The sequence below is a fragment of the Pseudomonas macauensis genome, assembly GCF_047902425.1.
Taxonomy (GTDB): domain Bacteria; phylum Pseudomonadota; class Gammaproteobacteria; order Pseudomonadales; family Pseudomonadaceae; genus Pseudomonas.
This window is the reverse complement of sequence record NZ_CP138377.1, coordinates 2,123,486-2,141,433: the sequence shown is the minus strand read 5'-3', so window position 1 is coordinate 2,141,433 and position 17,948 is coordinate 2,123,486. Positions and strand designations below refer to the sequence as shown.

Genomic DNA, 17,948 nt, shown 5'->3' with positions numbered 1-17,948 from the left:
CTAGGATGACGCCCGTCCTGATCACTCCCCGCGAGGAATCGACGTGCGTCCCGCTCACTGGCTTCCCGTACTCTTGTTATGCGCCACCTGCTCCCCCGGCCTTACGCTGGCCGATGACTTCGATGCGCCGTCCTGGCGACGCTATGAGCTCGATACGCTGGAGCAACAACTGATCCGTCCAGCCTTCCGCCGGAGCCCGCCGCGACCGGCGACCGGGCGTATCCCTGGCGACGTCCGGCGCACCGTCGACACACACCGCATCGTCGCCCGCGCCCATGAACTGATCGGCGAACCCTATCGCTGGGGTGGCAAGAGCCTGGAGGAAGGTTTCGATTGCAGCGGTCTGCTGGTCTACCTGTACGGCAGCATCGCCAACCGCAAGCTGCCGCGCACCACCGCGTCAATGATCGCCCAGCGCGGCAATGCAGTCGGTCGTGAGGAGCTGCGTCCAGGCGATGCGGTGTTCTTCAACCACAACGGCAGTGGGCGGACCAGCCACGTCGGCCTGTACATCGGCGACAACCGATTCATCCATGCGCCGAGCACTGGCAAGACCATTCGCATCGATTCGCTGGACAACGGTTACTGGCAGCGCAGCTACACCACGGCACGGCGGTTCAGCGGGTGAACCGGCAAAGAAATGAACCCGAGTCACTCGGGATTTTCAAATCAGAAAAGACCTACACGGACCAAGTATATCGCCTCATCCCCGTCCTCCGGGAGGTTCCTAAGATAGCGCTCCGTTTCAGCCCAGCCACACGATGTACGAACGATGCGCCCGCTCCTTCTCCTGAACATGACCTTGATGGTCGCCCTCGCCGCTCCGCTATGCGAAGCCAGGGAACCTGTAATAGCCCCCCATGGCTACAAGGCTGCCGCCAGCCTGTCGCGCACCTCCCACGCCAAGGTGGACAAGCGTAATGTCCCTCGCCTGCACCGTGCGACCGCACGCCCTCTTCAGGCCGGGGTGCACGACAGCCAGCGCACCAGCAATTCCCGCGTGGTCGCCCGTGCCCGGCAGTTGATCGGCGTGCCCTACCGCAGTGGCGGCACCTCGGTGGCGGGCGGTTTCGACTGCAGCGGGCTGCTGGTCTACCTGTTCCGTACCGAGGCCGGCACGAAGCTGCCGCGTACGACCGGAGAAATGATCCAGGCTGGCGGCACGCGCATCGGCCGTGACGAACTCAAGCCGGGCGATGCCGTCTTCTTCAATCGCAACGGTCGCGGCCGCACCAGCCACGTCGGGTTGTACATCGGTAACAACCAGTTCATCCACGCGCCCAGCTCCGGCGAACGCATCCGCCAGGACTCCCTGGACAACAGCTACTGGGAGCGCAGCTACACCACCGCTCGCCGCTTCCGCGGCTGAGCCATCGGGACACCCGTCGGGTGTCCCGCTGAGCGCGCTGATCGACGACTGATGACGGGTCAGTCCCGTACCGCCTGGCCTTCCTCGGCAATCTTCGCCGCATCCCAGCCACCGCCCAGGGCGGCGATCAGTTGCACGCTGGCGGTCAGCCGGCTGCCCTGCAGGGTGAGCAGGGTGCGCTCGTTGGACAGCGCGCTGGTCTGGGTGGTGACCACGTTGCTGTAGTCGATGGTGCCGGCCTTGTACTGGTTGACGGTCAGGCGCAGCGCCTCGCGGGCGGCGTCCAGCGCTTCCTGCTGCACGCCGCTCTCCTCTTCCAGCACCTTGAGCTGGACCATGTAGTCCTCCACTTCGCGGAAGCTGTCGAGCACGGTCTGCCGGTAGCTGGCCACGGTCTGGTCGTAGCTGGCCTCGGCCTGCTCCACCTGCGAGGCGATCAGGCCGCCGTCGAACAGGGTCATGGCGAACTGCGGGCCGATGGACCAGTAGCGGTTGGGCGTCTCGATCCAGTTCTGGAAGCTGCCGCTGCGGTAGCCGCCGGCGGCAGTGAGGGTCAGGTCGGGGAACCAGGCGGCCTTGGCCACGCCAATCTGCGCATTGGCGGCGATCACCTTGCGCTCGGCCGAGGCCACGTCCGGGCGACGCTGCAACAGCTCCGACGGCAGCAGCGCCGGTACCTGCGGCAGCGCAGGGACGGCGTCCACGGCGGCCAGGGAGAACTGCGCCGGCGGCACCCCGACCAGCACGGCGATGGCGTGCTCCAGCTGGGCGCGCTGGTATTTCAGGTCGATGGCCTGGGCCTCGGTGCTTTTCAGTTGGGTGCGCGCCTGGGCCACGTCGGCCTTGGTGACGATGCCGGCGTTGTACTGGTTCTCGGTGAGCTTCAGCGAGCGCTGGTAGGCGACCACGGTGTCGTTGAGCAGCTTGATCTGTCGGTCCATCACCCGCAGTTGCAGGTAGTCCTGGGTCAGCTCCGACTGCAAGGACAGGCGCGAGGCGGCCAGGTCCGCGGCGCTGGCGTCCATGCTCGCGGTGTCGGCTTCCAGCTGGCGGCGCAGCTTGCCCCACAGGTCCAGCTCCCAGCTCACGCCGAGGCTGGCGTCGTAGCTGTTGGAAATACCACCGCCGCCACCGCTGGCCACGGTGGAGCCGTCGGGCAGGCGCACGCTGCCGCCGCTGCCGGTGCCCTGGCCCGAACGCGTCTTGCCGGCATCGGCGCTGATGGTGGGGAAGAACGAGGCGCGCGCGCCCTTGGCCAGCGCGCGGGCCTGGCGGTAGGACGCCACCGACTGCGCCAGGGTCTGGTTGGCGGCGACCAGGCGGGTCTGCAGGTCGTTCAGCGTGGCGTCGCCATACAGTTCCCACCAGGCACCATGGTTGAAGCCGTCCTGGGGCTTGGCCAGTTGCCAGCCCTCACCCTCCTTGAAGCTGGCGGGGACCGTCAGCTCGGGGCGCTGGTAGTCCGGACCGATGGCGCAACCGGCCAGGGCCACGGCCAGCACCAAAGGAAGCAGGGAACGGGAGCGGATCATACGGGTGTCTCCAGGGCGCCGTCGGTACGCACGCCGCGCTTCTTGTTGACCCAATGGCGCAGACGGTCGAGGTAGAGGTAGACGACGGGGGTGGTGTACAGGGTCAGCAACTGGCTGCCGATCAGGCCGCCGACGATGGTCATGCCCAACGGGCGGCGCAGCGCGGCATCGCCGCCGACGCCGAAGATCAGCGGCAGCGCGCCCAGGATGGCGGCCAGGGTGGTCATCATGATCGGCCGGAAGCGCTTCATGCAGGCTTCCAGGATCGCGTCGCGCGGCGACAGCCCGAGAGTACGTTCGGCGTCGAGGGCGAAGTCGATCATCATGATCGCGTTCTTCTTCACGATGCCGATCAGCAGGATTACCCCGATCAGCGCGATCAGCGACAGCTCGGTGCGGAACAGCATCAGCGTGAGCAGCGCGCCGACGCCGGCGGAAGGCAGCGTCGAGAGGATGGTCAGCGGGTGCACGTAGCTCTCGTAGAGGATGCCGAGCACGATGTACACCGACACCAGCGCCAGCAGGATCAGCCAGGGCATGTTGTTCTGGGTGTCCTGCACCGCGCCGGCGTTGCCTTCGAAGGTGGCCTGGATGTCGATGGGCAGGTGCAGCGGCTCCAGCGCCGCCATCACCGCGTCGCGGGCCGGGCCGATCAGCGCGCCGGGTGCCAGGTTGAAGGAGAAGGTGGTCGCGGCGAACTGTCCCTGGTGGTTGACCGTCAGCGGCGCGCGGCTCGGCTCCACATGAGCGAAGGCCGACAGCGGCACGCGCTGGCCATCGCTGCCGATCACGTAGACCTGGCGAAGCTCCTCGGGCGACTCCTGATAGGGCTGATCCACCTCCATCACCACGTGGTACTGGTTCAGCGGGTTGAAGATGGTCGAAACCTGGCGCTGGCCGTAGGAGTTGTTCAGCACCGCATCCACCTCGGCGACGTTGACCCCGAGGCTGGCGGCACGGTCGCGGTCGATCACCAGGCGGCTCTGCACGCCCTTGTCCTGGGCGTCGCTGTTGACGTCCACCAACTGCGGCACCTTGTTCAGCACCGCCTCGACCTTGGGCCCCCACTCGCGCAGCAGGGCCAGGTCGTCGCTGCGCAGGGTGAATTCGTACTGGGCGTTGCTCTGCCGGCCGCCGATGCGCACGTCCTGGCCGGCCTGCAGGTAGAGCGTGGCGCCGGGAATCTTCGCCAGCTGCTTGCGCAGGCGGTTGACGATGACCTCCGCCGAGTCGCGCTCGCCGATGTCCTTCAGGGTGACGAAGAAGGAGCCGGTGTTGCTCGACTGCCACTTGCCGCCGCCGACGAAGCCCACCACGTTCTCCACCCCCGGATCGGCGGAGAGAATCTTGCGGAACTCGGCCATCTTCTGGTCCAGCGCCTGGAACGAGATGCTCTGGTCGGCCACTGCAAAGCCACGCAGCCGTCCGGAGTCCTGCTGCGGCAGGAAACCCTTGGGCACCACCACGAACAGGTAAACGTTCAGCGCGATGCAGCCGAGCATGATCACCACCATCAGCCGCGAATGCTCCAGCGCCCAGCTGAGGCTGGCGCGATAGCGCAGCATGAAGGCGACGAAGTAACGGTTGCTCTGGCGTGCCACCGAGGCCTTCTGCGGTCGTTCGATGGGCTTGAGCAGCCGCGCGCAGAGCATCGGCGTGAGGGTCAGGGACACCACCAGCGACACCAGGATCGCCGCTGCCAGGGTCACCGAGAACTCGCGGAACAGCCGCCCGGTGATGCCGCCCATCAGCAGCAGCGGGATAAACACCGCCACCAGCGACAGGGTCATCGACAGCACGGTGAAGCTCACCTCGCGCGCACCGCGAATGGCTGCCTTGAGCGGCGGGTCGCCCTCCTCGATGCGCCGGGCGATGTTCTCTACCACGACGATGGCGTCGTCCACCACGAAGCCGGTGGCAATGATCAGCGCCATCAGCGACAGGTTGTTCAGCGAGAAGCCGCACAGGTACATGACCGCGAAGGTGCCCACCAGCGATACCGGCACCGCGAGGCTGGGGATCAGCGTGGCGCGGCCGTTGCGCAGGAACAGGTAGACCACCAGGATCACCAGCATCACCGAGATGATCAGGGTCAGTTCAGCCTCATCCAGTGAGGAGCGGATCGACGGGCTGCGGTCATCCATCACCGACAGCTTCACCTGCGGGCCGAGCACGTCCTGGATCACCGGCAACTGCTCGTGGATGGCGTCGGTGGCCTCGATGATGTTGGCGCCCGGCTGGCGGGTGATGATCAGCAGCACCGCCGGCAGGTTGTCTGAGAAGCCGGCGTTGCGCACGTCCTCCACCGAGTCGGACACCTTCGCCACGTCCTTCAGGCGCACCGCCGCGCCGGTCTCGGCGTTGTAGTGGACGATCAGCGGTGCATATTCGCTGGCCTTGCGCAGCTGGTCGTTGGAGTCCACCTGCCAGTGCCGCTCGCCGAATTCCAGCGCGCCTTTCGGCCCGTCGGCATTGGTGTTGTCGATGGCGGTGCGCACGCTGTCCAGGGAAATGCCGTACTGGCTGAGCTGGTCCGGGTTGACGTCGACCCGCACCGCCGGCAGCGAGGAGCCGCCAATGCTCACCTGCCCCACGCCCTTCACCTGCGCCAGCTTGGGCGACACGATGGTCGAGGCGAGGTCGTACATCTGCCCACGGGTGTAGGTATCCGAGGTCAGGGTGAGAATCATGATCGGCATGTCCGACGGGTTCGCCTTGCGGTACGTCGGGTTGTTCGGCATGCCGGTGGGCAAAAGGCTCGCCGCCGCGTTGATCGCCGACTGCACCTCGCGCGCGGCGCCGTCGATGTCCTTGGACAGGTCGAACTGCACGATGATGGTGGTGTTGCCCAGGGAGCTGCTGGAGGTCATGTCGGTGACCCCGGCGATGCGTCCGAGCGCGCGTTCCAGCGGCGTTGCCACGGTGGAGGCCATGGTTTCCGGACTGGCGCCGGGCATCGCCGCCTGCACCAGGATGGTGGGGAAATCCACGTTGGGCAGCGGCGCCACCGGCAGCAGGCCGAAGGACAGGATGCCGGCCAGCATCAGCGCCAGGGTCAGCAGGCTGGTGGCGACCGGGCGCAGGATGAACGGGCGCGACAGATTCATCACCCGCGCTCCGCCGGGTCGATGCTGTTCACGTCAAGGCCATGGCGGCCGCGCCAGTCCGCCCAGCGCGCGGCGAGGCGGTCGAAGTACAGGTAGATCACCGGGGTGGTGAACAGGGTCAGCAACTGGCTCAGCAGCAGCCCGCCAACCATGGTTACACCCAGCGGCTGGCGCAGTTCGGCGCCGGCGCCGCCGGCGAGCATCAGCGGCAGCGCACCGAGCAGCGCGGCCATCGTGGTCATCAGGATCGGACGGAAGCGCAACAGGCAGGCCTGGTAGATGGCCTCATGGGGCGGCTTACCCTCGTTGCGTTCGGCGTCCAGGGCGAAGTCGATCATCATGATCGCGTTCTTCTTCACGATGCCGATCAGCAGGATGATGCCGATGATCGCCACGATGCCAATGTCCTGCCCCGCCAGCATCAGCGCCAGCAACGCGCCCACGCCCGCCGAGGGCAGCGTGGAAAGGATGGTCACCGGGTGGATGAAGCTCTCGTAGAGGATGCCCAGCACGATGTACATGGTGACGATGGACGCCAGCACCAGCAGCAGGGTGTTCGACAGCGACGACTCGAACGCCTGCGCCGCGCCACGGAAGCTGCCTTGCAGGCTCACCGGCAGCTCCATCTGCGCCTCGACGTCGCGGATCGCCTGCACCGCCTCGCCCAGGGCGACGCCCTTGGCCAGGTTGAAGGAGATGGTCGCGGCCGGGAACTGGGCGATGTGGTTGACCGCCAGCAGAGTGTGGCGCTCCTCGACCTTCGCCAGGCTCGACAGGCGCACCTGGGTGCCGTCGCTGGCGGGTACGTAGAGGTTGTCCAGCGACTGCGGGCCGATCTGGAATTGCGGCGCCACTTCCAGCACCACGCGGTACTGGGTGGCCTGGGTGAAAATGGTGGAGATCAGCCGCTGGCCGAAGGCGTTGTACAGCACGCTGTCGATGCTCGACAGGCTCACACCCAGGCGCGAGGCGGTGTCACGGTCGATGTTGATGTAGGCCTGCAGGCCCTTGTCCTGCCAGTCGCTGGCAACGTCGGCCAGCTCCGGCAGTTGTTCCAGGCGATCCACCAGTTTCGGCACCCACTCGGCGAGCACCTCGGGGTCGGCATCCTGCAGGGTGAACTGGTACTGGGTGCGGGCGACACGGTCTTCGATGGTCAGGTCCTGCACCGGCTGCAGGTACAGGCGGATGCCGGGGACCTTGTCCAGCTCCGGCTGCAGACGCTGGATCACTTCGCTGGCGGTGACGTCACGCTCGGCATGAGGCTTGAGGTTGATCAGCAGGCGCCCGGTATTGAGGGTGGCGTTGCTGCCGTCGACACCGATGAAGGACGACAGGCTTTCCACGGCCGGGTCCTGCAGCACTACCTTGGCCAGGTCCTGCTGGCGGCCCGCCATGGCCTGGAAGGAAATCGACTGCGGCGCCTCGGCGATGCCCTGGATCACCCCGGTGTCCTGTACCGGGAAGAAGCCCTTGGGCATGACCACATAGAGCAGCGCGGTGAACGCCAGGGTGCCGACGGCCACCAGCAGGGTCAGTCCCTGATGGCGCAGGACCACGCGCAGGGCGGCCGCGTAGCGCTCGATCATGTGCTCGATGAAGCGCCCGGCGGCGCGGGCGAAACGCCCTTCCTTCTCCGGCTCGACGTGGCGCAGCAGCTTGGCGCTGAGCATCGGTGTCAGGGTCAGGGAAACGAAGCCGGAAATCAGGATAGCCACCGCCAGGGTGATGGCGAACTCGCGGAACAGTCGCCCCGCCACGTCGCCCATGAACAGCAGCGGGATCAGCACGGCGATCAGCGAGAAGGTCAGCGAGATGATGGTGAAGCCGATCTGTTTCGAGCCCTTGAGCGCAGCCTCCAGCGGCGGGTCGCCCTGCTCCAGGTAGCGCGCGATGTTCTCCACCATGACGATGGCATCGTCCACCACGAAACCGGTGGCGATGGTCAGCGCCATCAGCGTCAGGTTGTTGATCGAGAAACCGGCCAGGTACATCACGCCGAAGGTGCCGATCAGCGACAGCGGTACGGCGAAGCTGGGGATCAGCGTCGCGGAAATGTTGCGCAGGAACAGGAAGGTGACCATCACCACCAGGCAGACGGCGAGCAGCAGTTCGAACTGCACGTCCGCCACCGAGGCGCGGATGGTCGTGGTGCGGTCGGTGAGCACCGTCACTTCGAGGCTGCCCGGCAGGGTCGCCTGCAGTTGCGGGAGCATCTTCTTGATGCTGTCCACCACCTCGATGACGTTGGCCCCCGGCTGGCGCTGGATGTTCAGCACCACCGCCGGCGAGGTATTGGCCCAGGCGGCCAGGCGCACGTTCTCGGCATCGTCCTCCACGCTCGCCACGTCACGCACGCGCAGTGGCGAGCCATTCTTGTAGGCGATGATCAGGTCGCGGTAGGCGTCGGCGGACTTGAGCTGGTCGTTGGCGTCCAGGGTCGAGGAACGGGTCGGGCCGTCGAAGCTGCCCTTGGGGCCGTTGAGGTTGTTGTTGGTGACGGTGGTCTGCAGGTCCTGCAGGCTCAGGCCGGCCGACGCCAGGGCCGCGGGGTTGGCGCGGATGCGCACGGCCGGACGCTGACCGCCGCTGATGCTGACCAGGCCGACGCCGGAAATCTGCGAAATCTTCTGCGCAAGACGGGTGTCCACCAGGTCCTGGATCTGCGGCAGCGGCATGTCCGTGGACATCACAGCCAGGGTCAGGATCGGCGCATCCGCCGGGTTCACCTTGCTGTACACCGGCTGGTTCGGCAGGTCCTTGGGCAGCAGGCTCTGCGCGGTATTGATCGCCGCCTGCACCTCCTGCTCGGCCACGTCCAGGTTCACCTGCAGGCTGAACTGCAGGGTGATCACCGAGGCCCCGCCGGAGCTGGTGGAAGACATCTCGTTGAGGCCGGGAATCTGCCCCAGCTGGTTCTCCAGCGGCGCGGTGACCGAGGAGGTCATGATGTCCGGGCTGGCGCCGGGGTAAAGGGTCACCACCTGGATGGTCGGGTAGTCCACCTCCGGCAGCGCCGAGATCGGCAGGAAGCGGTAGGCGATGATCCCCGACAGCAGGATCGCCACCATCAACAGCGTGGTGGCGACCGGCCGCAGGATGAACAGGCGGGACGGGTTCATTCGCTCTTACCGCTGTCCTGGACCGGATTGTCCGAGCCGAACGGCTTGGCGGTGCTCTTGTCGCCGGCCTGGTCGGCAGCCTCCTGGGCCTTTTCGTCGGAGGCGACGATGTTCATGCGCATGCCGTCGCGCAGGCGGTCGGTGCCCTGGACGACCACGCGATCGCCCTCCTTCAGGCCCTCCGTCACCACCACGCGCTCGTTCTCGCTGGTGCCCAAGGTAACCAGTTGGCGCTTGGCCTTGTCCTCCTCCCCGACCAGGTAGACGTAGGTGCCGTCGTTGCCGCGCTGCACGGCGTTGGCCGGGATGGTCAGCACGCCCTGCAGGGTCTCGGCGAGCAAACGTACGTTGACGAACTGGTTGGGGAACAGCTTGTGGTCGTCGTTATCGAAACCGGCCTTGAGCTTGACCGTGCCGGTGGTGGTGTCGATCTGGTTGTCCAGGGTCTTGAGCACGCCGCTGGCGAGGGTCTGGTTCTGGTTGCGGTCCAGCGCCTGCACCGGCACTGGCTTGCCGCTGTACAGCTCGCGGGCGATGGTGCCGAGCTGCTGCTGCGGCAGGCTGAACACCACGGAGATCGGCTTGACCTGGGTGATCACCACCAGCGGCGTGGTATCGCCGCTGGTGACCAGGTTGCCCACGTCCACCTGGCGCAGGCCGACGCGGCCGGAGATGGGCGCGCGCACCTGGGTGAATTCGAGGTTGAGCTTGGCGTCGCTGACCTGGCCCTGGTTGGTTTTCAGGGTGCCTTCATACTGGCGCACCAGCGCTTCCTGGGTGTCCAGGGTCTGCTTGGCGATGGAATCCTCGGCATACAGGCCCTTGTAGCGCGCGAGGTCGATCTGCGCGTTCTTCAATTGCGCCTGGTTCTGCAGCAGCGTGCCCTGGGCCTGATCCAGCGCGGCCTGGAACGGACGCGGGTCGATCACCGCAAGCACATCGCCGGCCTTCACTTCCTGACCTTCCTGGAACGGCACCTTGACCAGCTGGCCGCTGACCCGCGCGCGGACGTTGACCGTGTTGTAGGCCGTGACGGTGCCGAGGGCGTGGTAATGCACCGGCAGATCACCCTTGACCGCGGGCGCAACGCTGACGGTCACCGCCGCGCCCTGCCCCGCCGCCATCTGCCCCGGACCCGGCCGCCCGCCGCGTCCGCCGCCCTGGGCTGCCGGCGCCCCGCTGGACGTCGAGTGCAGCCACATGATCAGCCCCACCACACCGGCGAAGATGATCGCAGTGAAGAGCCAGGGGCGCAGGGTGCGGAGTTTGGAGGGCGTTCCATTGCTTGGGGTCATGGTCGTCGTCATGGCGAAAAGAAAAGAGGATAGCGAGGCTGAACGATAAGCACAGCAAGGCCGCAGGCAAAGTCTCTTTACCCGCTATTTACCTTTGATTTACCGGAGGTTACGAATTTTCCAGGACGTTGCGACCCGGATCGGCCGGAAGGGTTCCGACCAGCCGGACCGACCCTGCGGGGTCGGCCCGGTTGTGTCATCGGCGCCGGGGTATCAGTTCAGGGCGGCGATGGCGGCGGCGTAGTTCGGCTCGTCGGCGATTTCGCCAACCAGCTCGCTGTGCAGCACCTTGTTCTGCTCGTCCAGCACCACGACGGCGCGGGCAGCCAGGCCAACCAGCGGACCGCTGGAGATGGCCACGCCGTAGTTGGCGAGGAACTCACGGCCACGCAGGGTGGACAGGTTGACCACGTTCTCCAGGCCTTCGGCGCCGCAGAAGCGCGCCTGGGCGAACGGCAGGTCGGCGGAAACGCACAGCACCACGGTGTTGGCCAGCTTGCTCGCCTCGGCGTTGAACTTGCGCACGGAGGTGGCGCAGGTCGGGGTGTCGACGCTGGGGAAGATATTCAGCACCTTGCGCTTGCCGGCGTAGGTTTCCAGGGTGACGTCGGAGAGGTCGCCGGCGACCAGCTTGAGGGCCGGAGCCTGTTCGCCTTTCTGCGGCAGCTTGCCATCGACGGAAACCGGATTGCCCTTGAGGGTGACTTGAGCCATTGCTTGGGTCCTTCTGGTGAGGGGTGGCAGCGCTGGCGGAATGCCAACACCGCCCGAGGATTCGGGGCCGGGGGGCAAATCCTAGCACGACTTGTCTGAGTGGAATGCTCGGGATATCCGGGTGCGGCTTCCTGCGGCGGATTTCCTCGGATATATCGACAGCGAAACCTGGCCCCCTGTAGGAGCCCGCCGTGCCCGCGAAGTTCTTGCTCTTCGTAGGAACGGACTCCGTCCGCGATGCTCTTCGTAGGGCGAATAACGCCTAAGGCGTTATCCGCCGTCTTGTTCGGAGTTACTGCGCCGCATCGACGTGTGCTGAGAGATTTTGTTTCGCCCCCTCGGGCGAGTCCCTTTTGGGGCCCAAAAGGAACCAAAAGGCCTTGCCCCTGCATCCGGTTTTTCGCTTAGGCGAAAAATTCCCTCGCTCCATCGAAGTTTCAGGGGCACGAACTAGGCGTCCCCCTTGACGGGCCATCCATGGCCCAACGACGCTCTCGCGGCGTCCATGCCGCTCAACCCCTGAAACTCCGATTCCACTCGGCCTCCTGAAGGGGCGCTCCGGTGCGTGCGGATATTTCTCTGGAAACCCTTAAGAGCCAGAGCTGTGCGGTGCGAATGCTTTCGTAGGAGCAACTGTCTTCTACCGGGTTAATCCCTGCCTGCGCTTCCCCCTCACCCCAGCCCTCTCCCTCAGGGAGAGGGAGCCGTCCGTGCCGGCTGACACTACGGTTTCATCCTGCACCGAACAGTCCCCTCTCCCGCTTGCGGGAGGGGGTTAGGGTGAGGGGCCCTTGATCTTGTAAGCGGACCCTGTCCGCGAAATCTTGCCACTGCCCCACGCTTCAGGATGAACGCCTGTAGGACCGAAGCCCCCTCACCACCTCCGCTCCGCAAACAGCTGCGCCAGCCAGTCGGAAAACACCCGCAACCTCCGCGACATCTGCCGCCGCACCGGATAGAGCACGCTCAGCGCCAGCGGCGGTGGCCGCCATTGCTCCAGCACTTCCACCAGCTCGCCGCTGGCCAGCCCGTCGCACAGGTGATAACGCGGCGCCTGGATCATTCCGAAACCGGCACGGCAGGCCGCGATATAGGCATCGGCGTTGTTCACCGTGATCCGGCTCGGCAACCGGGTGGTAAGCAACTGGTCCCCGAGACGAAACTCCAGGTCGAAGATGCGTCCGCTGGAAGCCGACTGATAATTCACCGCCAGATGCCCGGTCAGCCGCTCCGGATGCTCCGGCAGGCCATATTCCTCCAGATACGAACGGCTCACGCAGGTGAGCTGCTCCAGTTCGGCAATGCGCCGGCCCACCAGGCTGGAATCGGGCAAATCACCAGCGCGCAGCACGCAATCCACGCCTTCGCGCACCAGGTCCACCTGGCGGTCGTTGAGGCTCAGCTCCAGTTCGATCTGCGGATAGCGCCGGCAGAACGCCGGCAGCGCCGGAATCACCACCAGCCGCCCCAGCGAACTGGGCAGGTCGACCCGCAGCTTGCCGCGCGGATTGTCCGGCGACTCAGAGAAACAGCTTTCCGCCTCCTCCAGATCCTCCAGCAACCGCACGCAGCGCTCGTAATAGGCCTCGCCGTCAGCAGTGACACTGACCTGGCGGGTGGTGCGGCGCAGCAACTGCACGCCCAGGTGCGACTCCAGTTGCTGGATCAGCTGGGTCACGCTGGCGCGCGGCAGCTGCAGGCTGTCCGCCGCCTTGCCAAAGGCCTTGAGTTCGACGATGCGGATGAAGACCTGCATGGCCTGTAAGCGGTCCATGGCGACGCTCCGATTATTCATTCAAGCCAAATAGTTAAACCGTAATCAGCCAGTTTATCCATGCAAGCCAAACAACAAGAATGAATCCACTTCCCCACCTCCCGGAGAACTGAGCATGAAAACCCGCCGCCTCGGCCCGCAGGGCCCCAGCGTTTCCGCCATCGGCCTCGGCTGCATGGGCATGTCCGACTTCTACACCACCGGCATCGACGAGAAGGAGTCCATCGCTACCCTGCACCGCGCCCTGGAACTGGGCGTCAGCCTGTTCGACACCGCCGACGTCTACGGCCCGCACACCAACGAGGAATTGCTCGGCCGTGCGATGAAAGGCAAGCGCGAGCAGATTTTCCTCGCCACCAAGTTCGGTCTGGTGCGCAACCCCGACCAACCCGCGAGCCGGGGCGCCAATGGGCGTCCGGAGTATGTGCGGCAGGCCGTGGAAGGCAGCCTCAAGCGCCTGGGCACCGACCATATCGACCTCTACTACCAGCACCGCGTCGACCCCACGGTGCCCATCGAGGAAACCGTCGGCGCCATGGCCGAGCTGGTGCGCGCCGGCAAGGTGCGCTACCTGGGCCTGAGCGAAGCCTCCGCCGAGACCCTGGAGCGCGCCCACAAGGTCCACCCGATCACCGCCCTGCAAAGCGAATACTCCCTGTGGACCCGCGATCCGGAGGAAAACGGCGTGCTGGAAACCTGCCGCCGCCTGGGCGTCGGCTTCGTTCCCTACAGCCCGCTGGGACGCGGCTTCCTCACCGGCGCGCTGCAAAGCCCCGACGACTTCGCCGAGGATGACTACCGCCGCGTCAGCCCGCGCTTCACCGGGGAAAACTTCGCGAAGAATCTGCAACTGGTGGAAAAAATCGGCGAACTGGCCGCCGCCCGTGGGGTGAAACCTTCGCAGCTGGCCCTGGCCTGGGTGCTGGCGCAGGGCGAGCACCTGGTGCCGATCCCGGGCACCAAGCAGCGCAAGTACCTGGAAGAGAACGTCGCCGCCGTGACGCTGGAACTCAGCGCGGCGGAGCTGGCCGAGATCGACGCCATCTTCCCCGTTGGCGCCGCCGCGGGCGGTCGCTACAGCGCAGAGGTGATGAGCCTGATCCAGTGAATGGGCGCCCCGCGAGCGAACGCCAGCGGTTATGCTGGCGTTCGCTTGACGGAGGCCCCATGCGACGGATTTCCACCCTGCTGTTGATGACCCTGGCCTGCACCTCCGTGGCGCAGGACGAGTGTCAGGTCACCGCCGTTCACAGCGGCGACCGGCTCAGTTGCCAGAGCCGTGACGGCAAATCCCTGGGCATTCGCCTGCGCGGCATCGACGCCCCCACGGCCAATCAACCCTTCGGCGAGCGCGCTCGGGAAGCCCTGCAACGACTCACGCTGGGCAAGACCACCAGCCTGCGCGCAGTACAACCTGAAACGGATGGTTCAGTGCGTGCAGCGGTCTGGGTGGAGCCGGCCGATTGCCCCGGCTGCGGCCAGACGCTGGACGCCGGCCGCGCGCTGTTGAGCGTAGGCCTGGCGCGCTGGCGACAGACGGATGAGCAGACGGCCGAAGAGAAAGGCCAGTACGAATTCGAAGAACAGGAAGCACGGGCGCGCCGGATCGGCCTGTGGCGCGCCCCTTGAGAGCCTGTTCAGTGTCTGCCTGCACTCGGCGAGCACCTTGATCGAACGCTGAGCGCTCAGCGCTCCGCGCGGAAACGCAGGTACTCGACCACCTCGGCCTGGGTGCCGCGAAACTCGATGCGCGATTCCTTGCTCTCGCGCTGGAAGGCGTACATCGGGTCGTAGTATTCGCTCAGCAGCCCTTCGATCCAGCCCCGGTGCAGGTCCACCGCGCCGCTGCGCTTCTGCTCGTCCAGCGCCGCGTCCATGATCGCGGCCAGGCGCTGGTAGCGCTCGCCGCCCAGGCGCTTGACGATGCCCGACAGGCTCTTGCGCAGGTAGGCCGCGAAGGCGTCGAAACCACCCTCCTCACCCACTACCTGGACATGGTCGGCGCACAGGTCGATCACGTAGTCCTTGAGGATGCGCTCCACGCGCTGCTCGAAGCTGTCGTCCAGCCACACCAGCGGGTAGTGCTGCATGCCCTGGTACAGCTCCAGCGGCACCGAGCAGCTGCCGACGATGCGCCCTTCGTCTTCCAGCACGAACTGCTCCATGCCGGCGTGGCGCTTCTTCAGGATGTCGATGGCCAGGCGGTTCTCGAAATCGATCTGCGCCGGCTGCGGCGTGGCGCGGCGACCGAAGGCGGAGCCGCGGTGGTTGGCGTGCCCCTCGAGGTCGAGGCTGTTGGCCAGCTGGGCAATCACTTCAGTCTTGCCGGTACCGGTCAGGCCGCCGACCAGCACGAACTGGCACTCTTCGGCCGCCGCCTGGGTGGTATCGAAGAGGAAGGCGCGCATCGCCTTGTACCCCCCGACCACGCGGGGGTAATCGATACCAGCCTCGCTCTTGAGCCACTGCTGGGTGATCTGCGAGCGCAGGCCGCCACGGAAGCAGTACAGGTAGCCTTCGGGATTTTCCTTGGCGAAGGCCGCCCAGGCTTCGATGCGCGCGGCCTTGACCTTGCCGTTGACCAGCTCGTGGCCCAGGGCGATGGCCGCCTGCTGGCCGTTCTGCTTGTAGCAGGTGCCGACCTTCTGCCGCTCGATGTCATTCATCAGCGGCAGGTTCACGGTGTGCGGGAAGGCGCCCTTGTCGAACTCGACCGGGGCGCGCACGTCCATCATTTTCACATCACCGAGGAACAGCTCGCGGTAGTGGCGGGTGTTGTCGCGCATCACGCCACCTCGACCGCGTGACGCTGTCGGCCAACCAGTTCGCCGATGGGCGCCAGGTCGAGGCCGAGTTCCTTCGCGGTGGCGAGGAACTGCGCCTCGCCTTCCGGCTCCACCGCCACCAGCAGGCCGCCGCTGGTCTGCGGGTCGCACAGCAGCAGCTTGTGCAACTCCGGCAGCGGCGCGATGCGCTCGCCGTAGCTGTCGAAGTTGCGCAGGGTGCCGCCGGGCACGCAGCCGGCCTCCAGGTAGTACTCGACACTGGAAAGGCGCGGCACGGCGTCGTAGCGGATGCGCGCGGTCAGGCCGCTTCCGTCGGCCATTTCCACCAGGTGGCCGAGCAGGCCGAAGCCGGTGACATCAGTCATCGCCTTCACGCCTTCCAGCTTGCCGAAGCGCGAACCGGGCTTGTTCAGGGTGCACATCCAGTCGCGGGCGACGCCGACGTCTTCGGCGCGCAGCTTGGCCTTCTTCTCGGCGGTGGTGAGGATGCCGATACCCAGAGGCTTGGTCAGGTAAAGCTTGCAGCCTTCAGTGGCGGTGTCGTTGCGCTTCATGAAGCGCTTCTCGACCATGCCGGTGACCGCCAGGCCGAAGATCGGCTCGGGCGCATCGATGGAGTGGCCGCCGGCCAGCGGGATGCCCGCGTCATCGCAGACCTTGCGACCGCCGGCGATCACCTCGCGGGCGATTTCCGGCGCCAGCACGTTCACCGGCCAGCCGAGGATGGCGATCGCCATCAGCGGGTCGCCACCCATCGCATAGATGTCGCTGATGGCGTTGGTGGCGGCGATGCGACCGAAGTCGAAGGGATCGTCGACGATCGGCATGAAAAAGTCGGTGGTGGACACCACGCCACGCTCGGCGTCGATAGCATAGACAGCGGCGTCATCGCGCGAGGCGTTGCCGACCCACAGGTTCGGGTCGAGGTTCTGCGCGCCGCTGCCGGCGAGGATGACCTCCAGGACCTTGGGAGAAATCTTGCAACCACAGCCGGCACCATGGCTGTACTGGGTCAGGCGGATCGGTTCGCTCATCGCGGACTCCGGCGAAAGAAAAACAGACGACGATTCTAGCAAAGCCGACCTTGGCGGCGCTTGCCCCCGGGCGTATCGTCGAAAGGTTTCGCAAGGGGGAATTCCCGATGTCCAAACAGATTGCGCTGGTGCTCGGTTCCGGTGGCGCGCGCGGCTACGCGCATATCGGCGTGATCGAGGAGATCGAACGGCGCGGCTACGAGATCGTCTGCATCGCCGGCTGCTCGATGGGCTCGGTGATCGGCGGCATCTACGCCGCCGGCAAGCTGGAAGAGTACCGCGAGTGGGTGGAAAGCCTGGATTATCTGGACGTGCTGCGCCTGCTCGACGTGAGCTTCCGCCTCGGCGCCATCCGTGGCGAACGGGTGTTCGGCAAGATCCATGAAATGCTCGGCGAGATCGACATCGAAGACCTGCCGATCCCCTACACCGCCGTGGCCACCGACCTCACCAACCAGCAGGAAATCTGGTTCCAGGAAGGTTGCCTGCACCAGGCCATGCGCGCTTCGGCGGCGATCCCCAGTCTGTTCACCCCGGTCATGCAGGGCAGCCGCATGCTGGTGGACGGCGGCCTGCTCAACCCGCTGCCGATCGTCCCGGTGGTCTCGACCCACGCCGACCTGATCGTCGCGGTCAACCTCAACGCCACCAACCAGCGCCAGTATTCGCTGCCGGTGATCGAGCGGCCGGCCGCCATCATGGGCCGTTTCGACGCGGTGATTTCCGGCCTGTCCAACAAGCTGAGCTTCTTCCGCCGCGGCGACAGCGAGGCACCGCCGGAACTGCTGCCCGACGCCCTGCTCAACCCGATACCGGCCACCGCCGAGGAACCCGCCGAACCGGAGATGCAGCAGCCCGCCGCCGCCCCACGGGGCAAGGGCTCGCCGCGCTCGGCCACCGGCAGCCGGGTGATCGAGAGCAGCAGCCCGGCGTCCCTGCTGGAACTGGTGAACCAGAGCTTCGAAGTGATGCAGACGTCGCTGGCGCAGTACAAGATCGCCGGCTACCCGCCGGACATCCTGATCAACGTACCCAAGCGCGTGTGCCGCTTCTTCGAGTTCTACAAGGCCCCGGAACTCATCGCCCTCGGCCGGCAGATCGCCAGCGATACGCTGGATCGGTATGAGGAAGAGAATCGGTATTGACCGCCAGTGTTGTGTGGTTCGCGAGCAAGGACTGGGCGTCCCCCTCGGTCCTACAGGTCGGCGACATACC

13 protein-coding genes are annotated in these 17,948 nt (G+C 66.1%); 5 read left to right on the top strand and 8 right to left on the bottom strand.

Translation table 11 applies throughout. The annotated features are described in order from the left end of the window. Positions 1-43 precede the first annotated feature (43 nt). Together SD196_RS10180 and SD196_RS10175 are read left to right on the top strand one after the other, a co-directional pair. Positions 44-628, top strand: coding sequence for a C40 family peptidase (locus SD196_RS10180; protein ID WP_370601254.1), 585 nt, complete (start codon positions 44-46; stop codon positions 626-628). A 144-nt stretch (positions 629-772) separates the two neighbouring features. After that, positions 773-1,369 (top strand): C40 family peptidase, encoded by a 597-nt coding sequence (locus SD196_RS10175; RefSeq protein ID WP_275607800.1) that lies wholly within the window; start codon positions 773-775, stop codon positions 1,367-1,369. Positions 1,370-1,428: 59 nt separating this feature from the next. Here the strand turns inward: SD196_RS10175 and SD196_RS10170 are convergent, their stop codons facing one another. The 6 genes from SD196_RS10170 to SD196_RS10145 all read right to left on the bottom strand — a co-directional run bounded on the left by SD196_RS10170 (position 1,429) and on the right by SD196_RS10145 (position 12,913). Then, complete coding sequence (locus SD196_RS10170) at positions 1,429-2,901, bottom strand: efflux transporter outer membrane subunit (protein WP_416311384.1); 1,473 nt, start codon at positions 2,899-2,901, stop codon at positions 1,429-1,431. Beyond that, the gene (locus SD196_RS10165; protein ID WP_275607802.1) at positions 2,898-6,008 is read right to left on the bottom strand and encodes a multidrug efflux RND transporter permease subunit; all 3,111 of its coding nucleotides are present in this window, start codon (positions 6,006-6,008) and stop codon (positions 2,898-2,900) included. The genes SD196_RS10170 and SD196_RS10165 overlap by 4 nt, the downstream gene beginning before the upstream one ends. Then, positions 6,008-9,130, bottom strand: coding sequence for an MdtB/MuxB family multidrug efflux RND transporter permease subunit (locus SD196_RS10160; RefSeq protein ID WP_275607803.1), 3,123 nt, complete (start codon positions 9,128-9,130; stop codon positions 6,008-6,010). The genes SD196_RS10165 and SD196_RS10160 overlap by 1 nt, the downstream gene beginning before the upstream one ends. Then, positions 9,127-10,425 (bottom strand): MdtA/MuxA family multidrug efflux RND transporter periplasmic adaptor subunit, encoded by a 1,299-nt coding sequence (locus SD196_RS10155; RefSeq protein WP_275607804.1) that lies wholly within the window; start codon positions 10,423-10,425, stop codon positions 9,127-9,129. Before SD196_RS10155 ends, SD196_RS10160 begins: the two co-directional genes overlap by 4 nt. A 213-nt stretch (positions 10,426-10,638) precedes the next feature. Next, complete coding sequence (gene tpx / locus SD196_RS10150) at positions 10,639-11,139, bottom strand: thiol peroxidase (RefSeq protein WP_275607805.1); 501 nt, start codon at positions 11,137-11,139, stop codon at positions 10,639-10,641. A gap of 874 nt (positions 11,140-12,013) precedes the next feature. Then, positions 12,014-12,913: a LysR substrate-binding domain-containing protein gene (locus tag SD196_RS10145; RefSeq protein WP_416311383.1), complete on the bottom strand. Its 900-nt coding sequence runs from the start codon at positions 12,911-12,913 to the stop codon at positions 12,014-12,016. A gap of 115 nt (positions 12,914-13,028) precedes the next feature. Here SD196_RS10145 and SD196_RS10140 point away from each other — a divergent pair, with 115 nt between their 5' ends. Then, the gene (locus SD196_RS10140; protein WP_416311382.1) at positions 13,029-14,021 is read left to right on the top strand and encodes an aldo/keto reductase; all 993 of its coding nucleotides are present in this window, start codon (positions 13,029-13,031) and stop codon (positions 14,019-14,021) included. 59 nt (positions 14,022-14,080) lie between these two features. After that, the gene (locus tag SD196_RS10135; protein WP_416311381.1) at positions 14,081-14,542 is read left to right on the top strand and encodes a thermonuclease family protein; all 462 of its coding nucleotides are present in this window, start codon (positions 14,081-14,083) and stop codon (positions 14,540-14,542) included. A 56-nt stretch (positions 14,543-14,598) separates the two neighbouring features. Here SD196_RS10135 and mnmH read toward each other — a convergent pair whose 3' ends face one another. Both mnmH and selD read right to left on the bottom strand, forming a co-directional pair. Continuing rightward, a complete protein-coding gene (gene mnmH / locus SD196_RS10130; protein ID WP_275607809.1) occupies positions 14,599-15,699 on the bottom strand; it encodes a tRNA 2-selenouridine(34) synthase MnmH in 1,101 nt (366 codons plus the stop codon). After that, positions 15,699-16,733, bottom strand: a complete 1,035-nt coding sequence (selD, locus tag SD196_RS10125) for a selenide, water dikinase SelD (RefSeq protein WP_275607810.1) — start codon at positions 16,731-16,733, stop codon at positions 15,699-15,701. The genes mnmH and selD overlap by 1 nt, the downstream gene beginning before the upstream one ends. 107 nt (positions 16,734-16,840) lie before the next feature. Between selD and SD196_RS10120 the strand changes: the two genes are divergently transcribed. After that, complete coding sequence (locus SD196_RS10120; protein WP_275607811.1) at positions 16,841-17,878, top strand: patatin-like phospholipase family protein; 1,038 nt, start codon at positions 16,841-16,843, stop codon at positions 17,876-17,878. Positions 17,879-17,948: the final 70 nt, after the last annotated feature.

Coding starts and splice junctions, on each gene's coding strand:
- SD196_RS10170 (WP_416311384.1), bottom strand. CDS start 2,901: ATGATCCGCTCCCGTTCCCTGCTTCCTTTGGTGCTGGCCGTGGCCCTG.
- SD196_RS10140 (WP_416311382.1), top strand. CDS start 13,029: ATGAAAACCCGCCGCCTCGGCCCGCAGGGCCCCAGCGTTTCCGCCATC.
- SD196_RS10155 (WP_275607804.1), bottom strand. CDS start 10,425: ATGACCCCAAGCAATGGAACGCCCTCCAAACTCCGCACCCTGCGCCCC.
- SD196_RS10175 (WP_275607800.1), top strand. CDS start 773: ATGCGCCCGCTCCTTCTCCTGAACATGACCTTGATGGTCGCCCTCGCC.
- SD196_RS10145 (WP_416311383.1), bottom strand. CDS start 12,913: ATGGACCGCTTACAGGCCATGCAGGTCTTCATCCGCATCGTCGAACTC.
- SD196_RS10120 (WP_275607811.1), top strand. CDS start 16,841: ATGTCCAAACAGATTGCGCTGGTGCTCGGTTCCGGTGGCGCGCGCGGC.
- SD196_RS10160 (WP_275607803.1), bottom strand. CDS start 9,130: ATGAACCCGTCCCGCCTGTTCATCCTGCGGCCGGTCGCCACCACGCTG.
- SD196_RS10165 (WP_275607802.1), bottom strand. CDS start 6,008: ATGAATCTGTCGCGCCCGTTCATCCTGCGCCCGGTCGCCACCAGCCTG.
- selD (WP_275607810.1), bottom strand. CDS start 16,733: ATGAGCGAACCGATCCGCCTGACCCAGTACAGCCATGGTGCCGGCTGT.
- mnmH (WP_275607809.1), bottom strand. CDS start 15,699: ATGCGCGACAACACCCGCCACTACCGCGAGCTGTTCCTCGGTGATGTG.
- tpx (WP_275607805.1), bottom strand. CDS start 11,139: ATGGCTCAAGTCACCCTCAAGGGCAATCCGGTTTCCGTCGATGGCAAG.
- SD196_RS10135 (WP_416311381.1), top strand. CDS start 14,081: ATGCGACGGATTTCCACCCTGCTGTTGATGACCCTGGCCTGCACCTCC.